The organism is Ignavibacteriota bacterium (assembly GCA_013285405.1).
Taxonomy (GTDB): Bacteria; Bacteroidota; Ignavibacteria; order Ignavibacteriales; family Ignavibacteriaceae; genus IGN2.
Map to the genome: position 1 here is coordinate 2080522 of CP053446.1, position 26501 is coordinate 2107022.

General features: G+C 34.8%; 22 protein-coding genes and 2 pseudogenes. 15 read left to right on the top strand and 9 right to left on the bottom strand.

Annotated elements, in window-relative coordinates:
* Position 1 precedes the first annotated feature (1 nt).
* The 7 genes and pseudogenes from HND39_08975 to HND39_09005 all read right to left on the bottom strand — a co-directional run bounded on the left by HND39_08975 (position 2) and on the right by HND39_09005 (position 6662).
* Complete coding sequence (locus tag HND39_08975) at positions 2-1594, bottom strand: acetaldehyde dehydrogenase (acetylating) (GenBank protein QKJ96405.1); 1593 nt, start codon at positions 1592-1594, stop codon at positions 2-4.
* Positions 1595-1738: 144 nt separating this feature from the next.
* A pseudogene (locus HND39_08980) lies at positions 1739-2120 on the bottom strand (four helix bundle protein).
* Between the two features lie 59 nt (positions 2121-2179).
* Positions 2180-2932, bottom strand: a complete 753-nt coding sequence (locus tag HND39_08985; protein ID QKJ96406.1) for a response regulator — start codon at positions 2930-2932, stop codon at positions 2180-2182.
* 82 nt (positions 2933-3014) lie between these two features.
* Positions 3015-3389, bottom strand: a complete 375-nt coding sequence (locus tag HND39_08990) for a GxxExxY protein (protein ID QKJ96407.1) — start codon at positions 3387-3389, stop codon at positions 3015-3017.
* Between the two features lie 51 nt (positions 3390-3440).
* Complete coding sequence (locus tag HND39_08995) at positions 3441-4532, bottom strand: histidine kinase (GenBank protein ID QKJ96408.1); 1092 nt, start codon at positions 4530-4532, stop codon at positions 3441-3443.
* Between the two features lie 12 nt (positions 4533-4544).
* A complete protein-coding gene (locus HND39_09000) occupies positions 4545-5264 on the bottom strand; it encodes a hypothetical protein (GenBank protein ID QKJ96409.1) in 720 nt (239 codons plus the stop codon).
* Positions 5265-5438: 174 nt separating this feature from the next.
* Positions 5439-6662, bottom strand: a complete 1224-nt coding sequence (locus tag HND39_09005) for an aminotransferase class I/II-fold pyridoxal phosphate-dependent enzyme (GenBank protein ID QKJ96410.1) — start codon at positions 6660-6662, stop codon at positions 5439-5441.
* 174 nt (positions 6663-6836) lie between these two features.
* On the opposite strand from HND39_09005, the gene metG reads away from it, so the two are divergent.
* From metG to HND39_09050, 9 genes are all read left to right on the top strand, one after another.
* Positions 6837-8879 (top strand): methionine--tRNA ligase, encoded by a 2043-nt coding sequence (metG, locus tag HND39_09010; GenBank protein ID QKJ96411.1) that lies wholly within the window; start codon positions 6837-6839, stop codon positions 8877-8879.
* Positions 8880-8907: 28 nt separating this feature from the next.
* Positions 8908-10656 (top strand): S8 family serine peptidase, encoded by a 1749-nt coding sequence (locus tag HND39_09015; protein QKJ96412.1) that lies wholly within the window; start codon positions 8908-8910, stop codon positions 10654-10656.
* Positions 10657-10779: 123 nt separating this feature from the next.
* Positions 10780-12756, top strand: a complete 1977-nt coding sequence (locus tag HND39_09020; protein ID QKJ96413.1) for a hypothetical protein — start codon at positions 10780-10782, stop codon at positions 12754-12756.
* Positions 12713-13543, top strand: a complete 831-nt coding sequence (locus HND39_09025) for a hypothetical protein (GenBank protein ID QKJ96414.1) — start codon at positions 12713-12715, stop codon at positions 13541-13543. The genes HND39_09020 and HND39_09025 overlap by 44 nt, the downstream gene beginning before the upstream one ends.
* 14 nt (positions 13544-13557) lie before the next feature.
* Positions 13558-14832 (top strand): parvulin peptidyl-prolyl isomerase, encoded by a 1275-nt coding sequence (locus HND39_09030; protein ID QKJ97947.1) that lies wholly within the window; start codon positions 13558-13560, stop codon positions 14830-14832.
* Between the two features lie 65 nt (positions 14833-14897).
* Complete coding sequence (locus HND39_09035) at positions 14898-15875, top strand: MoxR family ATPase (protein ID QKJ97948.1); 978 nt, start codon at positions 14898-14900, stop codon at positions 15873-15875.
* A gap of 446 nt (positions 15876-16321) precedes the next feature.
* Positions 16322-17350 carry a hypothetical protein gene (locus HND39_09040; protein ID QKJ96415.1) on the top strand — a complete coding sequence of 343 codons (1029 nt, stop codon included), beginning with the start codon at positions 16322-16324 and terminating at the stop codon, positions 17348-17350.
* 175 nt (positions 17351-17525) lie between these two features.
* Entirely contained in the window at positions 17526-18764 is a 1239-nt protein-coding gene (locus tag HND39_09045; protein ID QKJ96416.1) for a hypothetical protein, read from the top strand.
* A gap of 97 nt (positions 18765-18861) precedes the next feature.
* The gene (locus HND39_09050; protein QKJ96417.1) at positions 18862-19758 is read left to right on the top strand and encodes a hypothetical protein; all 897 of its coding nucleotides are present in this window, start codon (positions 18862-18864) and stop codon (positions 19756-19758) included.
* A gap of 17 nt (positions 19759-19775) precedes the next feature.
* On the opposite strand, the pseudogene HND39_09055 reads toward HND39_09050, so the two are convergent.
* Both HND39_09055 and HND39_09060 read right to left on the bottom strand, forming a co-directional pair.
* Positions 19776-20643, bottom strand: a pseudogene (locus HND39_09055) (IS3 family transposase).
* 89 nt (positions 20644-20732) lie between these two features.
* Positions 20733-21059 (bottom strand): transposase, encoded by a 327-nt coding sequence (locus tag HND39_09060; protein ID QKJ96418.1) that lies wholly within the window; start codon positions 21057-21059, stop codon positions 20733-20735.
* 98 nt (positions 21060-21157) lie between these two features.
* On the opposite strand from HND39_09060, the gene HND39_09065 reads away from it, so the two are divergent.
* From HND39_09065 to HND39_09090, 6 genes are all read left to right on the top strand, one after another.
* Complete coding sequence (locus HND39_09065) at positions 21158-21337, top strand: hypothetical protein (protein QKJ96419.1); 180 nt, start codon at positions 21158-21160, stop codon at positions 21335-21337.
* A 31-nt stretch (positions 21338-21368) separates the two neighbouring features.
* Positions 21369-21863 (top strand): hypothetical protein, encoded by a 495-nt coding sequence (locus HND39_09070; GenBank protein QKJ96420.1) that lies wholly within the window; start codon positions 21369-21371, stop codon positions 21861-21863.
* Between the two features lie 21 nt (positions 21864-21884).
* Entirely contained in the window at positions 21885-22427 is a 543-nt protein-coding gene (locus tag HND39_09075; protein ID QKJ96421.1) for a hypothetical protein, read from the top strand.
* 310 nt (positions 22428-22737) lie between these two features.
* Positions 22738-23784, top strand: coding sequence for a hypothetical protein (locus HND39_09080; GenBank protein ID QKJ96422.1), 1047 nt, complete (start codon positions 22738-22740; stop codon positions 23782-23784).
* Between the two features lie 257 nt (positions 23785-24041).
* Positions 24042-25529, top strand: a complete 1488-nt coding sequence (locus HND39_09085) for a hypothetical protein (protein ID QKJ96423.1) — start codon at positions 24042-24044, stop codon at positions 25527-25529.
* Positions 25530-25544: 15 nt separating this feature from the next.
* Positions 25545-26486 carry a hypothetical protein gene (locus HND39_09090; GenBank protein ID QKJ96424.1) on the top strand — a complete coding sequence of 314 codons (942 nt, stop codon included), beginning with the start codon at positions 25545-25547 and terminating at the stop codon, positions 26484-26486.
* The last annotated feature ends 15 nt before the right edge of the window (positions 26487-26501 follow it).

Genomic DNA, 26501 nt, shown 5'->3' on the forward strand with positions numbered 1-26501 from the left:
GTCACTTAAACTCTTCAATTATTTTTTTAATCTCTACCTCAGAAATTCCTGTTCCGTAAGTAATTGGTTTGGTTGGTTCTAATTTCTCTTCGGTTGGTTTTTCTTTTTCAGAGTAAGTGTAAACATCTTTTAACGGAAGATTACCTGCACGTTCACGAAGTCTCTCTTCAATTTCTTTTATGAACCAATCTTTTCCACCTTTGTATTTCTGAACTTCGAACTTAACTACACTTTTTCCTTTATTGATTGGATTAGTTTCAAAAGCAAGCGATTTAATATTCAGAAGATGTTTTGCACTAACATTATCTGAAATAATTGAACCACCCCAGGTTCCAGGTCCGAGTGTCATTGAAGGTTCAAGTGCTGTTGTGTAACCAACCGCACCGATTGATGCAACTGTATTGACCAGAATTCTGAATGCCGGTTTCTCGAGTGCAAATTTCATTATTATCGGTTCATCATTGGAATGGATTACAAGTGTATGTCCGATTCCACCAAACTGCAGAAGATCAATACAACGATGACATCCTTCAAGCCAGCCATCAGCAATATAAAAAGATAATATTGGCGAAAGTTTTTCTATGGACAGCGGTTCTTTCTTACCAACTTCATAACAAGTTGCGATTAATACTTGTGTGTTCTCAGGAACTTCAAACCCTGCATACTTGGCAATAAACTTGGCAGGCTTTCCAACTATTTCAGGATTGATATGAAGATTTGTCTGTACTGCTTTTGTAAGTTTTTCTTTTTCTTCTGCATTAACAAAATAGCAGCCTTGTGCAATTGCTTCTTCAATAACTTTTTCTTTTAACGGAAGATCAACAATCATTGATTGTTCGGATGAACACAAAGTTCCGTTGTCGAAAGTTGTTCCGTAAACAATATCGGCAACAGCTTTTCGATAATCAGCAGTTCGTTCAATGAATGCAGGAACATTGCCAGGTCCGACTCCGTACGCAGGTTTGCCTGAACTATAAGCTGATTTTACCATCTGAGAACTTCCTGTTGCTAGAATAACAGAAATATTTTTATCGTGCATCAATGCATCTGTTCCTTCAATCGTCGGCTCACTCATACATTGAATTAATCCTTTTGGTGTACCGACTTTTTCAGCAGCATCAGATAAAATCTTTAACGCTTCAATCGTACACTTTGCAGTTTTAGGATGTGGACTTGCAACGATTGCATTTCTGCTCTTCAAAGAAATTAATGCTTTGAACATTGCAGTTGAGGTTGGATTTGTAGAAGGAACAAGTGCACACACAACTCCCATCGGTTCTGCAATTTTTAAAACTTTTCCGTTTGCTTCCTCTGAAACTATACCGACTGTTTTTAAATTCTTTATCGACTCGTAAACATTCTTTGTTGCAAATTGATTTTTGATAATCTTGTCTTCAAATTTTCCAAAACCGCTTTCATCGCAAGCCATCTTTGCAAGTTTTTCCGATGCAGAATAACCAGCTTCTGCCATAGCTTTTACAATTTTATCAACTTGCTGTTGTGAGAAGTGTTTGTATTCAAGCTGCGCTTCTTTGGCTTTTGCAGCCAGGCTGCGGGCTTCCTGGATTGAAAGTAAATCTTTGTCAAGTATCATTTTATTCCTTGTGAATGGTCAGGGCAAATATATTTATGAAAGTGGAGAGATTCAATTGGTTCGGAGGTAATCAGTGATTGGTAATCAGTAATCAGTAATCGGTAATATGTGTTTAGTTAATATTAATTTTGACTTTTGTAAGTATTAAGTAATAAAATCTTTACAAAATAAATTCGATTTGTTAATCATTCCATTTAACATTTTCCCTACTGTTTCACTTTTATTCAACAGATTATCAAGTGTAGGTTTATCTAAATAATTACAATCGAATGCAGTTTCCAGCCAATGCTGTGTTTATTGTTGTTCACCATCTGCATCTGTTAATTTGCTCGTGAAGTGTTTTTCATATCTCCTTTTAGCCCAGGCTTATTTGAGCACCAATTGAGCGTGAAGACCGTCTCACATGATCTGTAAGTGAATATGTTTCTTCCTTCGGAAAAATTTTCGATAATAAGAAAATATCTCTTGATAACTCACGGGCTAATTTATACACATCTAACTCTCTGAAACTTTTTACATAAGTCATTTTGCCTCCACTATTATAAATACTGATTACCGATTACTGGTCACTGTTTACTACTGTAATTAAAGTGTGTTTCTCAGCTTTGTCAATCCTGTCTTACTAACGGGAAGCTGTTTACTGTTCTTCAGAATAATTTGGTAGGATTCTTTTCCGGTTTGTTCAAGGTGCTGAATAAAATCAACATTGATGATATATGAACGATGAATTCTTATAAAATTATTTTCATTAAGATGGTTCTCGAAATATTTCATCGTCTTTTGTTTGAGGAATCTTCCCTGATCGCAGTTTATCATCACATAATCGTCCTGAGCTTCCAGCCATTTTATTGTTTCCACAGGAATGATTGAGATTTTTGAACCTTCTTTAATAACAACTCTTTCAAGATACTCTATCTTTTCATCTTTATAATCAATAATATTTTTAATTACAGTATCGTGTTCAAATTTATCCTGCAGGAAATTTAAAGATTTTTTTAGTGCATCATTAAAACGTTCTTCAGAAAAAGGTTTGAGCAGATAATCTGCTGCACTCACTTCAAATGCTTTGATTGCATAATGATCGAAAGCAGTTGTGAAAATTATTACGGGTGGTTCTTCGAGAAGTTCAAGCATTTCAAAGCCGCTAATTTTTGGCATTTGAATATCGAGGAAAATTATGTCCGGTTTTAGCTCATTGATTTTTTTTATTGCATCAAATCCATTTGAACATTCTGCAACAATCTCAACTTCGGGATGATTTTTCAGATAGCCTTTTGTTATTTCACGGGCTAACTTTTCATCATCGATTATGATGGCTGTGATTTTACTTTTTGGCATAATTTGTATGAGTTTTATTTTGTGACTATTCGTGAAATTAGTGGCTGATGCGGTTGCCACGAATTACACTAATTAACACAAATTATAATACCAATCTTTGAAATTTTAGAGAATCTTCTCCGAAATTTACGATAATACCTAGTTTATTTTTGGATGCACTTAAGTAATTTAATGTTTGTTTAGTGAATCCTTCTATAATTCCGCTCACTGCTTTTACTTCTAAAATTATTTTATCGTAAACTACAAAATCTGCATGATATTTGTGAGGTAAGATTATCTCTTTGTATGGTATAGAATATTCTTTTTCTCTTTCGTATGGAATAATGTTTTTCTTAAATTCAAATTCAATTGCATCCTTATAAATTATTTCTAAAAATCCCCGACCAAGAGTTCTATGTACTTCCATACAAATTCCAATAATTTTATAAAATTCATCTTTATATATCAATTCAGCCATAGTTTATTTTTTTAGTGAAAATTAGTGAGATTCGTGGCTATGGTTTGGTTTCTAATTATTACGAATATCTTCCTCAATTGGTATAAATAAAGTCACACTAAAAATACCTTTTTCTTTTTTTACTTCCATCAAGTCATTTCGTTTATAAATAAGATTTAATCTGTCGTTTATATTTTTAAGTCCCACGCCCGTACCTTTTCTTGATTTGGTTGATTCATCAAAATTATTGATCAACTGGATTTTTAAATATCCTTCATCTCCGGATGATTTCATTCGGACAAAACTACACTTTAAAGTTAGTAATACTTTATCAAAAGTTTCATAAACAGCGTGCTTGATTACATTCTCAAATAACGGTTGAAGAATCATATTCGGTATTTCAATTTTGCTGCAATCATCATTTAACTCTTCCCTGTAATCAAACTTATCTTCAAAGCGAATCTTTTCGATATCAAGATAAAGACGAATATTTTTTAATTCCTCACTTAACTTATTTTTCTCTCTTTCGTTTGTAGCCAGTATATACCTGAGAAAATCAGCAAGCTTTATTATCATCTCTTTTGCTTTTTTTGGATCGATTTCTGTTAAAGCACTCATTGAATTCATACTATTAAAAATAAAATGAGGATTGATTTGAAACTTCAGTGATCTTAATTCTGCTTGTGTTACCAGATTTTTTAATTCTGATTCTTTAAGGGATCTTTCCTGCAGTTCAGAATAATATGAAACTAGATAGTAAAAAGAAACTACGATTGCATAAAGAAGAAACCCAACGAGAAATCGCCAAAGAATAGTTTTGTAAAAATAATTTTCGTATCTATCACCAAACCCAATTATCGGAACCATTAACAGATAGATAAACAGCACCCATAAACCCGAAGAAATAATCGCACTGATGGTATGACTAATAAAAATTTTAAATAGATGATTTTGCTCAATCGAAATATATTTTGCGGGATAATGCCAGATGATTGTTAACCCAGATAGCAATATGGCAGAAACAAGACTTTCTACAACAGATGCATACAGATCAAGTTTCAGACCGAAAAACAAAATCAGAAAACTGATAACCGCGAATGAAACGGAATACAGCAGAAGAATTATTATGTTCCTGAAATTCCGGAGAATGGGATTGTCTTGCATCAGTCAGACAGCTTACAAATAAGTTTTAACTTCGCCGCCGCCAAACATCGCCAAACCTTTGATATGCAAGGTTCTGGTTTGATCAATTACAATACTTGGATTCCTGACTGCTTTGTTTGAAAATCCACCCAGTATTGAAGTTACATTTATTACAACGTTCCATTCTTTGGGCAGAATTATCGTTGTCCCTCCAAAAATGCAAAGCACATCGAGAACATTATCACCTTCAGCAAGCTGACAATTGATAAGATTAATTTCTGAACCGCCGAAAATGGCTGTGATATTTCCTCCCTGAAAATTACCTGATGAAATTATCTTGGTCCCACCACCGAAAATTGATACATCATCAATTTTATCTTTGTTCACATTAAAAGTACCCGACTCACTTCCTGTTTCGGAATCAATTTTTCTTTTTCTAAGTATAATGTAAATGCCAAGAATGATAAAGAAAATCGGAAGAATGATTCCGCCATCGTAATCAACTTCCGGGAAGATTTTTGGTATGAGGAAGAGAAAACCTATTCCTGTTAAAATTCCTCCAAGAAATTTTTTCTCAGTATTTACTAGCACGAACAATCCGATCACAAACATTATGAACGACCAGGAAAAAATAACATGAGCAATTCTGAAATGAAGAATGTTCATTGTGTTGAGAAGAAATATCCCACCAAGAAATATTAATATTCCACCAAGTAAAACCCTTTTATCCATAGATCTTTTATTTTCAGACATTTTTTGCTCCTTTAATTAAATCTCTGCCAAAACGTATGCAAAATAAACAATGTATGAAAGAAAAAATCGGTGAGTTGTGGAAAAAGCTCGGTGAAAGGGGTTTGAAAACAGTATGGTTGTATGAATGTATGATTTAATAATTCCATACATCCATACAGTCATACAAATAATAGTTTAAATTCGTTCTGCTTCCGCTTCAATGAAATGAGCTTCTTTTACTTTTTCAAGAGCTTGTTCGAGATCAGAGATAAGGTCATCAACATTTTCGATGCCTACTGATAGTCTAACTAATCCATCTGAAATTCCTCCAGCCAATCTTGCTTCTTTTCCCATTGAGAAATGAGTCATACTTGCCGGATGTTGAATTAATGTTTCAACACCACCAAGACTTACGGCAAGCTGACAAAGATGAAGTGAGTTCATAAGAATTTTTCCTGCTTCAATTCCACCATTAACTTCAAAAGTTATCATTCCACCTGAACCTTTGTGTTGTTTTAACCCAACTACATATTGTGGATGATTTTTTAAACCGGGATAAGCAATGCTTTTAACCATTGGATGTTTCTCAAGCCATTCGGCAATCTTCTGTGCGCTTTCACAATGACGCTGCATTCTTAACCCAAGTGTTTTCAATCCGCGGTGTACCAGAAAAGAGTTGAACGGATCAATTACACCCCCGAGTTGGTTGAGAGTTTTTCTGAAATGTTTATAAGTCTCTTCATCTTTTACGACAATAATTCCTCCGACAACATCAGCGTGTCCATTTAAAAATTTAGTCAGACTGTGCATAACTACATCAGCACCAAGCAGCAAAGGATTTTGAAGTGCAGGGCTCATGAATGTGTTATCGACAACAACTTTTGCTTTAATCTTGTGAGCTATTTTTGAAATTTCTTCTATATCAGAGATGCACAGAGTCGGATTACCGGGTGTTTCGAGATAAACAACTTTTGTGTTTGGCTTGATTGCATCTTTAACATTTTCAATCTCTGAAGTGTCAACGAATGTAGTATCAACTCCAAATTTTTTCATTACAGTATTCAATAAAGTAGTTGTTGGTCCGTAAACTGCGGCAGAACAAACAACGTGATCACCAGTTGAAAGCAGTGAAGCAAAAATCGTATGAACCGCAGCCATTCCACTTCCGCAGCCGAGAGCTTTATGTCCACCTTCGAGTTCTGCAATAGCATTTTCCATCGCTTCAATTGTTGGGTTGAGCATTCTTGTATAGATATATCCTTTTTCTTCGCCAGAAAAAAGTGAAGCACCATGTTGAGCAGATTTAAATTTGAATGTTGATGTCTGGTAAATTGGCGGAACTACTGAACCGTATTCATATTCATCAATTCCTGAGTGTACACATTTTGTTTGGAAGTCGAGTTTGGAATGGTTTTTCATAACTGATTTGATCCCATTTTTATGTAGTAAATTTTAAAACAATAAATAATCCGCTACAAAGTTACAGATTTTATGGAAGAATTTGCGAGGGGATGTAATATTGAAATTCAAATTCACTACAAAATCTTTATATTTCTCTCCAATATTTTGAAATTCATTCTGTAAGCAAATCATTTGAGTAAAGAAAAAGTATTAGTTACATCAGCTCTTCCGTATGCAAACGGACCGATTCATCTTGGACATCTCAGCGGTGCATATCTTCCGGCGGATATTTATGTTCGCTATAAAAGATTAAACGGCGACGATGTTTTATATATTTGTGGTTCGGATGAACATGGCGTTCCAATAACGATCACAGCAGATAAAGAAAAAGTTTCTCCTCAGGTAATTATTGATCGTTACCACGAATCAAATAAAAGAGCTTTTAAGCGATTCGGGATGAGTTTTGATAATTACTCAAGAACAAGTCTTCCAATTCATCACGAAACTGCAAAAGAATTTTTCCTCGAGTTTTATAATCGCGGACTTTTCATTGAGAAGAAATCTAATCAGTTCTATGATGAAAAAGCTAAAATGTTTTTGCCTGACAGATATGTTGAAGGAACTTGCCCCCGATGTGGAAATGAACAGGCACGAAGTGATGAATGTGAAAACTGCGGTTCACTTTATGATCCATCTGAATTGATTAATCCGAAAAGCAAAGTAACCGGTGAAACTCCGGTTCTGAAAGAAACCACTCACTATTATTTTCCGCTTGGAAAATATCAGCCTGCATTAGAAAATTATGTTAATGAGATGAATGAAAAATATGGCTGGAAAGAAAATGTTCTTCAATATTGTCGCGGTTGGTTTAAAGAAGGATTAAAGGATAGAGCAATAACTCGTGATCTTGATTGGGGAGTTAAAGTTCCAGTTGATAGTGCTGCCGGAAAAGTAATTTATGTTTGGTTCGAAGCTGTGCTTGGATACATTTCATCCACAAAAGAATTTTCGCAATTAAAAAAACAGCCCGATCTCTGGAAAAAATACTGGCAGGATATAAAAACAAAATACATTGCGTTTATTGGAAAAGATAATGTTGTATTTCATACAATAATTTTCCCGGCAATTCTTATGGCATGGAATGAAGGGAAGAACGAAAAATATTGTCTTCCGCAGAATGTTCCGGCTAATGAATTCCTGAATTTTGAAGGGAAAAAATTTTCCAAGAGTCGCGGCTGGGGAATTGATGTTGATGAATTTCTGAATATTTTTCCACCAGATCCATTGCGGTACACACTCGCAGCGAATCTTCCTGAGAATAAAGACACGGATTTTTATTGGAAGGAATTTCAGTTAAGAAATAACAGCGAACTTGCAGACATACTTGGTAATTTTATCAACCGGACATTTACATTTATCCACAAGCATTTTGATGGAAAAGTTCCGGCAAAAGGGAAGCCGGAAAAAATTGATAATGATATGCTTATCGAAATATCTGAATACCCGGGAAGAATTGCCGAACTATTTGAAAGGTATAAAATAAAAGATGGTGTTAACGAAATGATGAATCTCGCCCGGGATGGTAACAAATATTTTAATGACTCTGAACCCTGGGTAACCATCAAATCAAATAAGGAGAAGTGTGGAACAACATTGAACATTTGTCTTCAGGCAATTTATACACTTGCGGAATTGTTCTATCCTGTTTTACCTTTCTCTTCAGAAAAATTATTTAAAATGTTAAACGCTGAACCTGTTGATTGGAGAGAAAGCGGAAAATCTTTATTGAAAGAAGGACATCAAATCAACAATGCAGAAATATTATTTCCTAAAATAGAGGATGAAGTGATAGAAGAACAAATATCAAAACTTGGTCATACAGAAACACAAGCTGATAAGAAACCAGATGAATTAATTTCATACGAGGACTTTATGAAAACAAAATTGAAAGTTGCTGAAGTTTTATCGGCTGAAAAAATTACAAAAAGTAAGAAGCTGATGAAGATAAAAGTGATGCTTGACGATGGAGAAAGACAATTAGTTGCAGGTATTGCTGAACACTATAACCCGGAAGATTTAATCGGTAAAAAGGTTGTTGTCGTTGCAAATCTTCAGCCTGCAAAATTGATGGGTGAAGAATCCTGTGGTATGATTTTAGCCGTTGATAAAGAACCGAATGGACTGCAAGTTTTAATTGTTGATGATTCTGTTAAAATTGGAACAAGAGTTAAATAATTTTTCAAATAATATTTAAAGGTATAAAATGAAGTATCTGGTAATGTCTTTTATTCTTTTTTCAGGGGCGATTTTAGCTCAATCTTCTGTTGAAAAATTCACACCGCAATTAAATACTGTTGTGGAAAACTCAAATCCAACTGAAGAGTTGTTGGTTTGGGTTTTCTTTTCTGACAAGGGGAATCAAACACAAAACTATTTTCTTGAACCATCCACAGTGGTTAGTGAAAAATCACTGAAGAGAAGAGCAAAAGTTCTTACTGCAGATAAAATTATTTCTCAAAGAGATCTGCCGGTCAATCAAAGTTACGTTGATCAGCTTCTTGCAGTGGGTTTCGTTCTAAAACAAAAATCAAAATGGTTCAATGGAGTCAGCGGCTGGATAAAATCTTCTGAGCTTCCTCAAATAGCAAACTTGTCATTCGTAAATCAATTGGATATTGTTTATCGGTTTCGGTCTGATAAATTCGAAGAAGAAATAATTAGTGATTCGCCGGATGAATCAAACCAAAATTTATTAAAACCACAGGAAATTTATTCTTATAATTACGGTCAGTCATTAACCCAATTAAATATTATATCAGTTCCTCAGGTTCACGATTTAGGATATACCGGTACTGGCGTAACTATTTGTATGATGGATGCAGGTTTTGATTTATGGACAACACATCAGGTATTTAGTTCTATGAATGTAATAGCTACGTGGGATTTCGTTAATGGTGATGCGGATGTTGAAAATGGAAGTGATATGGGTAATGGCTCGCACGGTACATCAACGTTATCATTAATCGGTGGATTTTATGAAGGAGAACTTATCGGTCCTGCTTTCAATGCAGATTTTATACTTGCAAAAACTGAAAACACTGATACCGAAACTCCGATTGAAGAAGATAATTGGATAGCAGCAATGGAATGGGCAGATAGTATTGGTGTGGATATTACCTCAACTTCATTAGGTTACCTTGATTTCGATCCACCGTATCCGAGCTATACATGGGAAGATATGGATGGTAATACAGCTCGGATAACAAATGGAGCTGATTATGCAGTCAGCCTTGGAATTTTTGTTGTTAACTCCGCCGGTAATAGTGGTTATGATGTACATAATACGCTTGGCGCGCCAGCAGATGGCGATAGTGTAATTGCGATTGGAGCCGTTAACAGTGGTGGGACCAGAGCTGCATTTAGTAGTGTTGGACCAACAGTAGATGGCAGAATAAAACCTGATCTTATGGCAATGGGTTCCGCTAACTACACAGCTTGCAACGGCTCAAATAATTGTTACAGCAGTTGGGGAAGTGGAACTTCCTGGAGTTGTCCTATGGCTGCTGGTGCTGCAGCATTGTTATTGGAAGCAGATCCAAGTATGACTCCGATGCAGTTAGCTGAATTAATGAAAAACACTGCTTCACAAAGTGGCAGCCCGGATAATCTGATGGGTTGGGGAATTGTAAATACATACGCAGCACTTCAATCACTTCTCACAAATAACAACGAAACAAACCAGTTCCCGGAAAATTATTATTTGTTACAGAGTTATCCCAATCCATTCAATCCCACGACAAAAATCAGATTTGCAGTTCCTGAAAAATCAAATGTAAAACTTTATTTATATGATATTCTTGGGAATGAATTGTCGGTTCTTTTTAATGAAGAAGTTACTCCGGGTATTAAAGAAATTGAACTTAATGGTAATAACCTGGCAAGCGGAATTTATCTCGTTAAAATGTTGACTAACAATTACCAGAATACCATCAAAATATCACTTCTCAAATAAATTATCTCAGCCTGATCTTGCAACTAAAACAAGCAGGTCAGGCTGAATTTCCCTTGATTTTCAGGAACGCTATACCTAAAATTCCTCTCTCATTTTTCAGAAATTTTTAGGAGTAGGTACAAAATGTGGCGAAATTATTTTCTTATTTCATTTATCCTTATTCAATTATCTGTAGTAGTTGATATATCTGCACAGGTTGTCGCAGAATTTGGTAAATATGAAATTACTTTGGATGAATTCGAGCATGCTTACGCAAAAAATGTAGGCGGCTGGGAAAATGCAATCAATAAAGATTTGCAGGAATACAAAAACTTTTTAGATCTTTATGTTAAGTTCAAAATGAAACTCAGAGATGCTCAGGTTAGAGCGTACGATAAAGATGAGGATTTAATGAATGAACTTAAAGATTATCAGAAACAGGTTGGTGTATCGTACATACTTGAAAAGAAAATTAATGAACCAGGCGTAAAACAACTTTACGATAGAAGAAAGGAAGAATTTAGAGTAAGTCATATTATGATCAGACCAGATTCCTTGGGCGATGAAGCTGCCAGACTAAAAGCTCAGGCGATTTTAGACAGCATTAAGAACGGTCAGAGTTTTGAAAATATGGCTATGAAATATTCCGATGATAAATTCTCAGGGGTTGCCGGAGGTGATATTTATTTTATAACAGCCGGATTGCTTCCTTATGAATTTGAAGATCCGATGTACACATTAAAAGCCGGTGAAATTTATCCTGATGTTGTAAAAACCAGATACGGTTATCACCTGATTAAAGTGACACAAAGACAACATCGGTTTCCTAAAATAAAAGCAAGTCATATACTTATTGGTTACCATAACAGTGAAGGACAAATCGATACGGCTTTTGCCAAACTTCGCGCTGATTCTGTTTTAGCTCAGCTAAATGCCGGAGCTTCTTTTGAGGAAATGGCATTAAAATATTCTGATGATCCTGGATCAAAAGAAAAAGGCGGCGACCTTGGCTACTTTGAAAGAAGAATGATGGTTAAGGAGTTTGATGAAGTCGCTTTTCAAATGGAAGTTGGTCAGATTTCAGATCTTGTTCAGACAAACTTCGGTTACCACATTATTAAACTTACCGACAAAATGGATACTCAACCCTACGAAGCTGAGTATGAAAATCTCAAGGGCATTTTCAATAAGCAAAGATATGCTCATGAACTAGAAGTACTTGTTGAATCTCTGAAACAAAAATATAATTTCAGTATTGATGAAGATAATTTACTTACATTTGTTGTTAACAGTGATTCATTAAGATTTGGAATGGTTCATCCAAAGTATGATGAACTTGCCAATGATGTTTTATTCTCTTATGCTGGTAAAAATGTTACTATTGGTAATTTTCTTGAAGCAGCAAGTCAGAATTCAAAAATAAGTGCCAAACCGATGGATGATGCTGCTGAAGTTACAAATGCTATCAATATTCTTGCAGAAAATTTACTGCTCGAAGAAGAAGCAATGAACCTTGATAAAGAAGACTCACAATTTGCTCAGCTTATGAACGATTACCGTGATGGTATCTTCATATTTAAAATTCAGGAAGATGAAGTCTGGAACAAAGTGAAAATTGATAGCGCTGATGTTCATAATTACTGGAGTACTAACAAAGAAAAATATTCCTGGCCGGAAAGAATAAGTTTTACGGAAATATATTCGACACAGGATTCAACGATTCAAAAATATTACAGCATGCTTAAAGACGGTGCTTCATTTGATACTCTTGCTGCACTTTATACCGAACGAGGTACAAAAAAGAAAGATAAAGGACAATATGATTTGCAGGCGGTTGACTATACAGATGTTTATAAAGAAGCAAATAAAATTGCAAATGCAGGAGATTATTCGCAGCCAACTGCATTCAGCGGTGGATTTGTAATGTTTAAATTGAATGACAGGCAACCAGCAAGAATTAAAACTTTCGAAGAAGCAAAAGCTGAAGTTTCCGGAGAATACCAGGAAATGATAAGTAAAAAACTGGAGAATGATTATTTGGTAAATCTGGAAAAGAGATACGAACCAAAATTATATTATGATAAACTTGAGAATGCATTTAAGCAGAAAGAAAATAATTAAAGGAATAACTCTCTTATTTGTATTTTTTCTTGCTTGCAATAAACCGGAAACGCCTGAAAATTATGTAGCGCGAGTTAATAACTCATATCTTTCAGAATCCGAACTTCAGGATATGGTTGACTCGCAATACGTTTCTGAAAAATATAAATCGGTAATAATTAAGAACTGGGTCCGGCTGGAAATTCTTTATCAGGAAGCTGTTAAGCAGGGCATTACAGATTCGAAGGATTTCAAAGTGTCAATTGAAAATTCTAAAAAAGAATTAGCATCTTCAATACTTCTTGAAAAATTTTCTAATTCAACACAACAAGTTGTAACACCGGAAGAACTGGAAAATTATTATGATGAAAATCAATCAAGTTTCCGGCTGCCTTTTAATTCTTATTTCTTAAACCGTGCAACTTTTACAGACAGAGAATCAGCTGTGATGTTTCGGACTGATGTAATTATGAATGGTTGGCAATCGGCTGCTGCAAAAATTAAAAAGAGTTCATCAATTGCAAGTTTAGATGAAGAAGACCTGGTTCCTGAACAGGATATTTATCCGACAAGGTTAATCGGAATTTTAGATGGGCTTTACCCACTGGAAATTAGCATTGTCATTCCTGACGACAAGAGCTATTATACAGTTGTACAGCTTTTGGATAAATATACGGCTCAATCGATTCCTCCGTTTCAGGCTGTAAAAAATGAAGTTGAAAGAAGATACAAATCTGCTTTAACCGAACTGGCACTGGAAAACTATATAAGCGATTTGTATTCATTAAATGAAGTTGAAATTAAATGATTAATATGATTAATATGATAACCAAAACTATAGCTGTCATTTGTTTTTATGCGGGATTTATATTTGGTCAAACAGGTGTTATAGATAAAATAGTTGCTGTGATTGATAATGAAATTATTCTTCAGAGTGAACTTGATTTTCAGGTAGCGATTTACGCATCCCAAAGAAGTCTTGATCCAAAATCTCCTGAACTTAAAAGACACATACTCAATACGATGATTGATGAAAAGCTGGTCTATGCGCAGGCAGAACTTGATTCTATTACTGTTACTGATGCTGAAGTATCGCAAAGAATCGAATATCAGATCAATGTTTTGAAACAGCAATACGGATCGGAAGCAAATATTGAAAAGATGTATGGGATGAGTCTTGATAAAATAAAAAGAGAATTGCGTGATGATGTTAGAAAAAATTTGATGGTTCAACGCTTGCGTGAAAAGAATTTTGCACCTGTTGAAGCATCACGGCGTGAAGTTGAAGAATTCTACCACAATTTCAAAGATAGCCTTGGTATGATACCGGAGAAACTGCACATATTTCATATCTTCCGAAATCCAAAAACAACCGACAGGCTTAAAACACAATTACGTGAATTCGCTCAGTCTGTGCTTGACTCAATAAAGCAAGGTGCAAGTTTTGAAGATATGGCAAAAAAATATTCTGAAGATCCGGGAAGTAAAGCTTACGGTGGTGATCTTGGTTTTGTGAAGAAAGGTGTTTTCTATCCTGAGTTTGAAGCCGCTGCATTTGCACTTGAAGTTGGTGAAATCTCCGATGTTGTTGAAACTCCTGTTGGATATCACATCATTGAACTTCTGGAAAGAAGAGGTGAATCTATCAGAACCAGACATATTCTCTTCAAATTTAAAACTGATGAAGGCGCCGATCTGGAGACAATTGAATTCCTTACTGAAATCAGAGACAGTATTGTAAATGGTGTTAATACATTTCAATATTATGCAAAAAAATATAGTGAGGATAAGGAAACTGCTCCGTTTTCGGGTGATCTCGGAACTTTCTATATAAACCAGCTTGATAAAAATCTGCTCGACGTTGTTTCCAAAATGAAGCAAGATGAAATCAGTTTCCCGAAAAGAATAGATTATGGGCAGGGTGTCTATGGATATCATATAGTTTATCTTCAATCAAGAGTACCGCAGCATCCTGCAAGTCTCGAAGAAGATTATGCTGAACTCAAAAGACTTGCTGATGAATACAAAAAGCAGAAACAATATGATAACTGGGTTGCTTCACTCAGAGATAAGATTTACTGGGAAGTAAGGTTGTAATCAGAATAAAAAGATTAAGGTAAAAAGTTTTTAAGGAAATAAATTTGAAAGAAAATCCTGCCGGAATAAAAGACGTTGAGCTTGTTGAGAAACTTGCTGAAAAAATCAAGAGAGTTAAATTAGAAATTGCAAAAGTAATTGTTGGTCAGGATGAAATTGTTGATCAACTTTTAATCTCATTATTTTCAAAAGGGCATTGCCTCCTCGTTGGAGTTCCCGGTCTTGCTAAAACACTTCTGATAAAAACTGTTGCCGAAGTTCTTGATTTAAAATTTAGCAGAATACAATTCACACCTGATTTGATGCCAAGTGATATTACCGGTACTGAAATAATTGAGGAAGATGCAGTATCGAAAAAAAGAAATTTTAAATTTATTTCAGGACCCATCTTTGCGAACATCATTCTTGCGGATGAAATAAACAGAACTCCTCCTAAAACACAAGCGGCGCTTCTTGAAGCAATGCAGGAATATAACGTAACGGCTGCCGGTGTAAAATATCAGTTACCACAACCGTTTTTTGTTTTAGCAACACAAAATCCAATTGAGCAGGAAGGAACTTATCCTTTACCTGAAGCTCAGCTTGATAGATTTATGTTCAATCTTTGGCTTGAATATCCTTCTTTCAAAGAGGAAATAAGAATTGTTGAAACAACTACAAGCGAATACAAAGCAAAGCTTGAAAAAGTTTTAAATGCAAATGAAATACTCGAATTCCAGGAACTCGTTAGAAAAGTTCCCGTTGCTGATAATGTAGTCGAGTATGCAGTTAAAGTTGCAAATATGACCCGCCCAACAAATGGAAACTCTCCTCAATTTATTAAAGACTGGATTACCTGGGGTGCTGGACCGAGAGCTTCTCAGTATATGATACTTGCTTCCAAAACACGTGCAGTAATTCAGGGAAGATTCACTCCGAATATTGATGATGTTAAAGTTGCAATGCTTCCTGTTCTGCGTCACAGGATTATCACTAACTTCAGTGCTGAAGCAGACGGAATAAAATCTATTGATGTGATTTCGAAACTGAGTAAGGAAGTTTGAGAAAGTTAAGATCGTTCTTCCTTTAAATTATTTTTCCGACATCGTCTTTGCAATGAAGTAACAAATCTGTTGCCGGAAAAAGATTTTAAACTTTTTTCTTCAAAATATTTTTGAAAATCTCATTCACTCTGCTTAGCACAATAGTTGCAATATCAATTACAGGTTTTTAATTTTACGCTGTGAGTTGCTTAGAAAACTAACCCAATTTCTCGGAGAAATTGGGTTAGTAAACAATCAGTTATTCTCTTTTAACTGATGAGACAAGAAGGTGAAGATTGAAAGGTTTTTGTAAAATATTTAGTCTGTTTTCTGGAGAACATAGAAAAGGAAGACTGAAAAGCTCCTCTCCCAAGGATACCATATACTTATACATACCATTTTTTATAAATAAACTCTTTCGGTTATATTTTTTATTTTGGCTATCGTATTTATTAAAAGGAAATACAATGAAAATAATATTTCTTGCATTTATTTCACTAACGCTAATATCCTTAAACACCTGCGATGAAAACCCGGTTAACGGCGATAATATAAAACCCGGCAGAAGAGATTATGTTTGGACAGTGGATACACTCTTTATGCCTTTTAACTCTTTTACAGATATAACAGGCACATCACCAACAAATGTGTGGGCTTGTGGACCCGGAGGAGATCTTGACAAAACCTTTTATCATTATAATGGACAAAGCTGGAATACTGATTTAATACCACGTCCAATTTCGCCTCTATCGGTTTCTAGCAATTCAATAAATTTTGTTTGGAGTTGTGGATTAGAAGGAAAAATTTGGAAATACTGTGGAAATGAATGGCTTGAGCAATATGTGTATTTTGCTAATACAGACACGTTAGTTGTCTTACAAGAAATCTTCGCAATTTCGGAAAACGATATATATGCAATTGGGCAATATTTTGTGAGTAATGAAGACTATTGGGGATTGATTTTGCATTATAACAACTCTAAATGGCAAGATATGACAATTCCTAAAATCAGAACTTTATTTACTGAAATAGGAAAAGATAAAGTTAAAGACAAACTATATTTGCGAGGACTTACCCAACAAAATCTAAATGAAAACGACTACCAGCTTTATGAAATTAATGGAACAACACTAAATGAAATAAAATCTGGTTCTCAAAACGATGATGAGTTTGGGAATATTTTTGTACTAGGTTCTCATATATACTTTATAATAGGCTATGACTTTTTCAAATTTAATGGAAATGATTTTTTAAAAATTGGAAGACTTTCAGATGACCCAAAATTTCTTCACGTGGGTTGGGGAAGAAATGAAAAGGATATTTTTCTTGGAATGAGAGATGGCATAGCTCACTATAATGGCGATAGCACGGTTTATCTGTATCAGACACCAAATAATGTTTTTGTTAGGGCAGGTATAGTGTTTGAGAATGAAATTTTTTTTATAGGGAGAGATTCTTACGGAAACAATCTCATGTTTCATGGGAAATTAAATTAACAAAAGAGGAGTTGATGCAGCTAGAAAAAACCTTTAATTAACAAGAGACAATGTTGCAGCATTGCCTCTCATAAATTGAATAATCCTCTAAGGCTGGCACCCTTAAGTTATTACTCAAAGAGTAATCGGGATTATTCTTTTTAAATATAACATTTTTTTAAGAAAGGGCAGACATATGAACACTCTTAAATTATTCTTTGTCGTTTTCTTGCTTTGCTCATCAATTTTTCCGCAGACATATACGTATGAAGAATATCCGACCGTAATTCAGGAAATTGAGAGATATTATGACGGTAGTTATAAATATAACAGGGATTCTCAGCTATTTGACAATAATGCCTGGGCTGGAAAAAATGGAGCAATTTTGACTATGAACACTTTCAGGTTAATCTATACCTGGGTTCTCAATATTCCGCAGAACGCGAATATAACTTCTGCGATTTTATATTTTGGCGGTACTACGCATTCAAATGCTCAGCACCCAATTGTTGACATACAGTGGCAGATAAAGAAATTTCCTAACGATAAATTTAATGCTCAACCAAGCGAACAATGGAATGCTATAACATCATCTGATGTATTAAGAAATGAAGTACATGCTTTAAGTACTCAATTTGAAGGTTCACCTACTTTAGATCAAACATTTCTCACTTATATTCAAAACGGTCTTTCTACTCAAAGGCTTCATATTTCTATTCGGGGAACAGATGAAGAAACCTGGGGAAATAATCGCAATGTTCATTACATTGACTATAAGTATTCAGGTCACAATGTTTGGAGTGCCTTAAAAATTAAAATCAATTATACGATTCCTACCCCGCAGATTGATTTAACAGCTCAAAACAATTTTATTTATGGTACTATTAAAACAGGAGTAAATGAACCACCAGTTCAACGCAATAGTCCTTTTACCTTCTCAGCACAGACTGGACAAACAGTAAACCTTGAAGCTCAGAATCAACCTTATGGTGGTTATGAAAGAGTTTGGAATAATAATGCTCCTCTTAATCATAGCAATTGGCTGAGGAGTGGTGCATTCTTTTCTAACATAATTAATCCAAGTTTTACGGTTGCACAGAATGATAATGATGCAGTTTATGAGGCAGGTCTCCGTCAAAACTACAAGATAGACCAAACCCATAAAACAGAGTTTGATGGAAACCAGACTCAACAAAACACTGCCTGGATAGTAGAGCAAAACTCAGGTAATATTTCAACCCAGTCATTTCGTTTAATCAACGGGAAGAATTATCTTTTTGCAGGCTGGGAAGATAATTTATCGCTCGGAACTTCAAGGAATATTACACCAACTGATAATGAGGTGTACGATGTACTTTACAAATACCCTCACCATTCTAATACTACGACGGCTTATCAAAATCCCGGAGGGAAGAATGAAAACTTACTTGCCTGAAATCAGTCTTTATTTTTTCATCCTCTTTTTAATCTCTCAACAGTTGGCGTATTATTTTTTATTTTGCTATAAGATTTTAACAAAACAGGTAACTGCTATGCTTGATAAAACAATTCTTCCATTTCTTTTATTACTTTTCTTTACAATCGGTTGTAATTCAGTAGAACCACCACCCAATGGTAATAGTGTTGATACTACAAGCCACAATTTTACTTGGCAAAACTGGACATTTGGCGAGCACAGCAGCAGTGTGATTTACGATGTTGCAATCATTGATGAAAACAATATCTGGGCGGTCGGAGAAATTTATTTGAATGATTCTCTTGGGCAGCCAGATCCAATTGCATATAACGCTACTTATTGGGATGGAAATGAGTGGAAGTTAATCAGGATAATGACAAATGCTTGTGGTGGTGTAGTCTATCCTCCCATTCAAGCAATTTTTGATTTTTCGTCGAACGATATATTATTTGCTCATATTGATGGCAGTATTTCTCATTTTAATGGAACAGAATTTAATAATGATTGTTCTTTAATCACGCAATTAAACGGATCGGCCTATAGAATGTGGGGGAAGACTAAGGATGATTTCTACGTAGTAAGTGGAAACGGATTTATAGCCCATTATCAAAACGACAATTGGACTAGCATAGAAAGCGGAACAGATTTAGATATTTATGATATATGGGGAGATTACAATACTATCAATGGAACTTATGATATTATTGCAGTTGCTGCAAAACAGTTTGTTAATTATGATAAAAAGATATTTAGAATTAATGGAAACACAGTTCAAAACATACTAACTGATTCAATCCCATACAGTATCCACGGAGTTTGGTTTAAGAGCGGGAAAAAATATTTCGTTGCTGGGGCAGGTCTCTATTCAAAAAACAATGTCAACTCAACTTCACAATGGGGGCTGCTACATCCCGGTGATATTAATTATTATCTGTATTGTATTGGTTCAGCGGAAAATGGAATTTCTGGTTAGTTAAGTAAGGTAGAAAATCAACTGACATTTCTTACCTCAATTCTTTTCAGTTTGGCTTCATTAAGTTTCATTTCTCTTAGCTCTAATTTTTCTTCAACTCTGCTAAACAGAAAATCTTCGGGAGTTAAATAAAACAACGAACTGTGAAGTCGTTCAGTATTGTAGTAATCAATATAAGAGGAAATCTGTTTACGTGCATCATCAAGATTTATTAAAGAAGATTTCATTAAGCAGTCCTGATGAATAGTTCTGTGGTAACGTTCAATCTTTCCGTTGCTCTGAGGATATGCAATAGAGGTTCTGATGTGCTGTAATCCAGCTTGCTTCAGATATTCAGCAAAATCTTTGGAAATAAACTGAGGACCGTTATCAGAAATAATTCTTGGTTTATAACCGGGATATTTTTCTAAAGCTCTCTGCAAGGTTATCTGAACATCAAATTGCTGCATATTCTGCCTAAGCTCGTGATGAACAATATATCGGGAGTAACCATCAATAACAGAAATAAGAAACAGAAACGTTCCGTGATAATTAACGTACTTAATATCTGTATGCCAATGCTGATGAACTGCTGCTGGCTGATTAAAGCCATCTCCTTTAGAAGATCGTTTAACTTTATTCCATCTGTTAAGCAGCCCTGCTGCTTTAAGAACTCTGTAAGTAGTAGCCGGAGATACAGCAGCAGCATTATCATCAATCATCATATAAGTAAGCCGTCTGTAACCTTCACCCGGATGATCTTTAGCATAACTGATAATAGTTTCTTTCTCCCAATCAAGGCACCCAATGCCCTCTGGGAGTTTTACCGTTATGGTTATTAGAGATTCCTTTTCTATCAATCCAGGAATAATATTTACTGTAATTTATTCCTATAAGGCGAATCATTCCTTTAAGAGAAATATCAGCCTTAGCTCTGATGAGATTTATAAAATCAATTACATTATCTCGTATATCCGGTTCAACCCATTGCCCGGTCATATTTCCCCATCTATACTTTTTTTTATATCTATGTTTTCTTTAAGCAGAATAGCAATTGCTTCATCCCGGTCTCTCAGTTTAGATTCAAGTTTTTCTATCTTTTTTTGTTCAATAGTAGTTTGTTTATTATTTACTGCTTTTGTTTGAAAAATATCTTTTGCTCCTTCAAAAAGCTTTTTCTTCCAGTTATATATATCATTGGGGTGAACATAGTATTTTTCTGCAAGCTGGCTGATGGGAATATTGTTTTCAAGAAGTTCTCTAAGAATAAGAACTTTCTGCTCAGGTGAATAAAATTTTCTTTCTCTTTTTGTTTCGGACATTGAAATTTTCCTTTCTGTTTACATTAATACAAATTTAGGAAATTCCATTTCCGTCTGAAGCATTACAGTATGCCATAAGAGGACAAGAAACAAATGATTTGTTTACTTGCGGAGCTTTTGGTGAAACAATTCACTATAATGGAAATACGTGGAAGAGTTTTATTAATGAAACGGCAATATCAAATGGTGCATTTAATAATATCGATTTTAACAAAGATATTGTAGTGGCTGTGGGGTATGACAGCCCCAAAGCAGTAATAAAAATGGGAACCAGATAAATTAAGTATTAACAATTAAAAGGGAGAACTTATGAAATCGAATATTTTATTTTTCATCACTTTTGTTATCCTAAATTTATGTGTTTTTGCACAGGAAGAACCGGAAAGCATATGTGAACCCGATGACAGAGTTTCGTCAATCGATCCATCCATCGGAAGAATAATTCTTACAGGTTTTACAAATGGTTGCGCAACTGGATTTATAATTCCAAATGGAAAAATTGTCACAGCAGGGCATGTAATAAGTGAAGACATTGTGGATGGAGATTGGATTGAATTCAATGTTAAGCCATCTTTACCGAATGGTGATTTACAGTATTCTGATCCGGAAGATAAATATATGATTGATATGAACAGCATTTCATATCAATATGAAGGACTTAATGCAAGTGGTTATGGTAAAGACTGGGCGGTTTTTTCAGTATTTCCAAATTCAATAACTGGTTTAACACCTATCCAAGCACAGCAATCTTATAAAATTGCTAAAAAAACTTATACACCAGGAAGTATTATTAGAATTACATGATATGGTGCGGATGATGGCATAATGAATGGTGTTCAACAAACTGCTACCGGTACCTATGAAGGTTATGGGCCTGAATCAAACTTTTTTAAATACAAAACTGACACTAATCCTGGTAATTCGGGTAGTCCTATTATTGATGAATCAACAGGCATAGTTATAGGGGTGCATTGTCAGGGGCAATGTGCGGGGTTTGGATGGAATGGGGGCACTAGCTTTACAAACACCGACTTTTGGAATTCAGTAAACCTGGGGGATATCGTAACCATTGACCAAAAAAGAGAAAATGGGACTAGGTTATCGGGAACAAATATTTCACACTATGAAAAAAGGTTTGTTACTGATGAATTTCTTGATTATCAAATTCCGTCAAACTATGGAATATATTTTCAATTTAATAAAAACAATACAGAAACTTTCAGAGGATTACAGGATTTAGTAACCTCTCCAACGACAGAAAAATATTATCAATGGAACAACTTGAATGCGGTAACAAATCTGTCGCCGGGAAAAATTTTTAAGATTTTTCTTGAGAATATTTTTGAAAATCTCATTCACTCTGCTTAGCACAATAGTTGCAATATCAATTACAGGTTTTTAATTTTACGCTGTGAGTTGCTTAGAAAACTAACCCAATTTCTCGGAGAAATTGGGTTAGTAAACAATCAGTTATTCTCATTTAACTGATGAGACAAGAAGGTGAAGATTGAAAGGTTTTTGTAAAATATTTAGTCTGTTTTCTGGAGAACATAGAAAAGGAAGACTGAAAAGCTCCTCTCCCAGGGATACCATATACTTATACATACCATTTTTTATAAATAAACTCTTTCGGTTATATTTTTTATTTTGGCTATCGTATTTATTAAAAGGAAATACAATGAAAATAATATTTCTTGCATTTATTTCACTAACGCTAATATCCTTAAACACCTGCGATGAAAACCCGGTTAACGGCGATAATATAAAACCCGGCAGAAGAGATTATGTGTGGACTGTGGATACATTAGCTGGTTTAAACAGCCCGCGATACAGAATGTGGGGGAGTTCTCCATCTGATGTTTGGGCTACAACCTCCAGCAATTGGGAAGTTTCAATTTCTCATTTTGACGGAAGCCAGTGGACTTCTTATGGTGTACCGGGAATAATTCAACCCAATGCTATTTACGGTTTTTCTAGTAACAATATTTTTATAGGTGATGAAAATGGAAAAATCTGGAGGTTTGACGGAAGTAGTTGGATATTATTTGCTGAATTAAAAAAGGAAGGAACTGATTTTATTATGTTTGAAAATATATGGGGAAAGACACCAAATGATTTCTTTGCTGTCGGTAACGGACCGGACGAAAATCTTTATGCTAATGTAAGTGTTATTGCCCATTATATAAATAATAAATGGATTATGCAAAATACTGACTCACTTACAGGTGATGTTGTACATCTATATAGAAACGAAGCTGATAGTAAAATTTATTTTAGACTTACAAAAATAGGAGGTACAGCACACATTGATAGCACAATTATCTACGCATATGCAAATGAGAAATATTATGTGGTATATAGTAGTACAGAAACCAAAGATTTTCAGTCGGATATTAACCTTATTAATGACGAAGTATATTTTGTTTTAGGTGGGCAAATAGCTAGGCGAGTAAACAACCAATTTCAAACAATTCTAAATGTAAATAATTCTGAATTCTACCAACGAATCTGGGGAAGAAGTTCAAAAGACATTTTCCTTTTAATGACCGATGGACTGGCGCACTATAATGGAAATGATATTGAATATTTATTTCATTTTACGTTTGGTCAAGCAACACCCTGGACGCAAATTTTTGGTGCTGCCCTGTTTGAAAATCAAGTTTTCTTTTTAGTTTATGAGCCACCAACCGGTTTAAGTTTAGTTTATCATGGCATATTAAAATGAGGAGGGAAAATAACCAAACAAAAACAATTTAATAATTAACAAGGAGCTGGTGGTTTCAGCACCAGCCCCATAAATGAATAACCCTTCCAAGGCTGGTTACCTTATTATTTTCATTAATAGAATGAAATGGGGCTATTCTGTTTTTAAATATACAAAATATTATGGATAAGAAAGGAGGAAAACATCAATAAAACTTAAAGAAAATTTTAATGATCATTATCAACAAAAACTTTTATTAATATGAAAGGAATATTAAAATGAAAACTATTTTGCTTTTTATGGTAACAATTCTGATTTTCGGGAACATATATGCCGAACAGGTTACTATCTATCAAAGTGGTATTAGTACCGTTGTAAGATACATTAATTCAAGTGGTAATTATGATTACACTTATAATACACTTCATAGCATAGGACGCCATGATGGTAATAATGGAATAAACTCCGGTTCACAGAATGATATATGGCGTTCAGAACATTCCTTTTACCTTGGCTCAATTCCTTCAAATGCAACCATAACCCAGGCACAATTACAATTTTTTATTAGTGGCTACCAATGTTCTACGTGCAGTTTAAAAGTCACAAAAACTACTGGTCAATATAGCTACGGACAATTATGGACAAATATAAATAACACAAATACAATTGTAGCAAGCTACGTTTATAATGCAACAACTCCTGTTGTGTCAACAGCCCTTAAAGATGCAATAATAGCATCTCTTACAACAGGCACTATGTATTTAGGCTCGCTGTCATTAGTAGAAGGATCAAATAATTCTTATGCGAGTTTAGAATTACGCCTTATAGTAGATTATACAGTCCCACCCTCTATAGTAAATATTACTGCCGATAATAATTTTACTGCTTCTGATGGTGCAAACCGAGGTACGATGGTAATTGATGGAGTTAATCGAACTATTCCTCTTACACCACCAGGATATACTTTTCAAAAAACTGTTGGTCAAAATTTAACGTTATCAGCAAATTCTCCCCAAAATGATAACCAAGGTCATCAAAGAATTTGGTATACAGGATTAACCTTCCCTAGTGATTGGAGAAGGAACGGTGAATTTAAAAGTTACAATCAAACTTATTCATTTCCTGTTGCAGCAGACGATAATGGAAAAATTTATATGGCTAATCTCCGAAAAAACTTCAAGATAGACCAAACACACAAAACAGAGTTCGATGGAAACCAAACTCAACAGAACACTGCGTGGATAGTAGAGCAAAACTCAGGTAATATTTCAACCCAGTCATCTCGTTTAATCAACGGGAAGAATTATCTTTTTGCCGGCTGGGAAGATAATTTATCACTTGGAACATCAAGGAATATTACCCCAAATGATAATAAGGTGTACGATGTACTGTACAAATACCCGCATTATTCCAATTCAACATCAGCATATCAAAATCCCGGGCAGAGAAGATTTATCAAAACAAACAGTGGTCACTTGCATATTGTTTATGAGAGTATGAACAAAGTTTGGTATGAAAGAAGTACGAACAGCGGACAGACCTGGGAAATAATGAATGGTGGCAAACCAATCTATAGTGGAATTGCAACTCATCCATCAATAGATTTTTATCCAGGCACTAATGATATAATTATTGTATATAATAGAGATGAATCTGTGATAGCCGCACAATATTATGAAAATGGTATATTTAAATGTGAATCAATAGTGGCAGATAATTCTATTTGGGATCAAGTAACTCCGGATTCAAAACCAGTAATTGCCTAGACATACACAAGATTAATGGTTGCCTGGAATGCTTCGGGTGAAATTTTTTATAGTCTTGGTCAAAAAGTTACTATTTCAAATCCACCCTACCACGACTTTTATTGGTATTTCGATCCTCGCACCATTTCAAATCCATTTGAAGCGTTCAGAAATAATCCAACAATCGGAACTTCTAAACTTCAATTAAATAGTTTTTGGTTAGCTTGGGACAGAGATCAGACATTTATTGAATTTGCAAATTTAGTTCCGATAAATGGTGCAAGTGATATCCAGCAATCACAACTTTTAGCCTATGGTCAGGCAGGTTTTTCTAAAAACGAGCAACCATCAATAAGTGTTATGCCTAATAATGATTACCGTATTAGCTGGTTCGGTGAAAATTACGTGGATGGAATAGGTCAAAAGCAAGTTGTTACTTACTTCAACTATCAGTTTTATATTTTCGGCACAAATGTAAGCAGCCACAGTATGAGAACTACAGATGATGGGAAAGCAATCATTGCTTATGGCGACCAGAGTGGTACGAGAAATAAGTTCAGACAGGTTTGGTATTGGGGTTCAGAAAAAAATCTGGGAACAACAGGTAAACAAACTCATCTGAGCAACGGTTCAAGTCTCAACAATATGTATGCAATGTCATTCCAGAATACTACACTGCCTTATAGTTTTTCTATGTCAGCTAATCTTGGAAGTCTTCAAAAAGTAACTGAAATACCAATTGCTTCTGGAAGAAAAGGAATTGTAGCTGGTGATAGTGCTGAGTTCTACTTTACTTTAGGAGATGTATCTCTTAATGGTAACACCATTGAATTCATCCAAACCGGAATAAATCCTGATTTCACAAATCTTGATACTTTGAATTATTACCTTAGTACTGAACAGTTTAATGTTACGAATTCATCGCAGTTTAATTTCTCAATTTGTATTGGTTCAGCGGAAAATGGAATTTCTGGTTAGTTAAGTAAGGTAGAA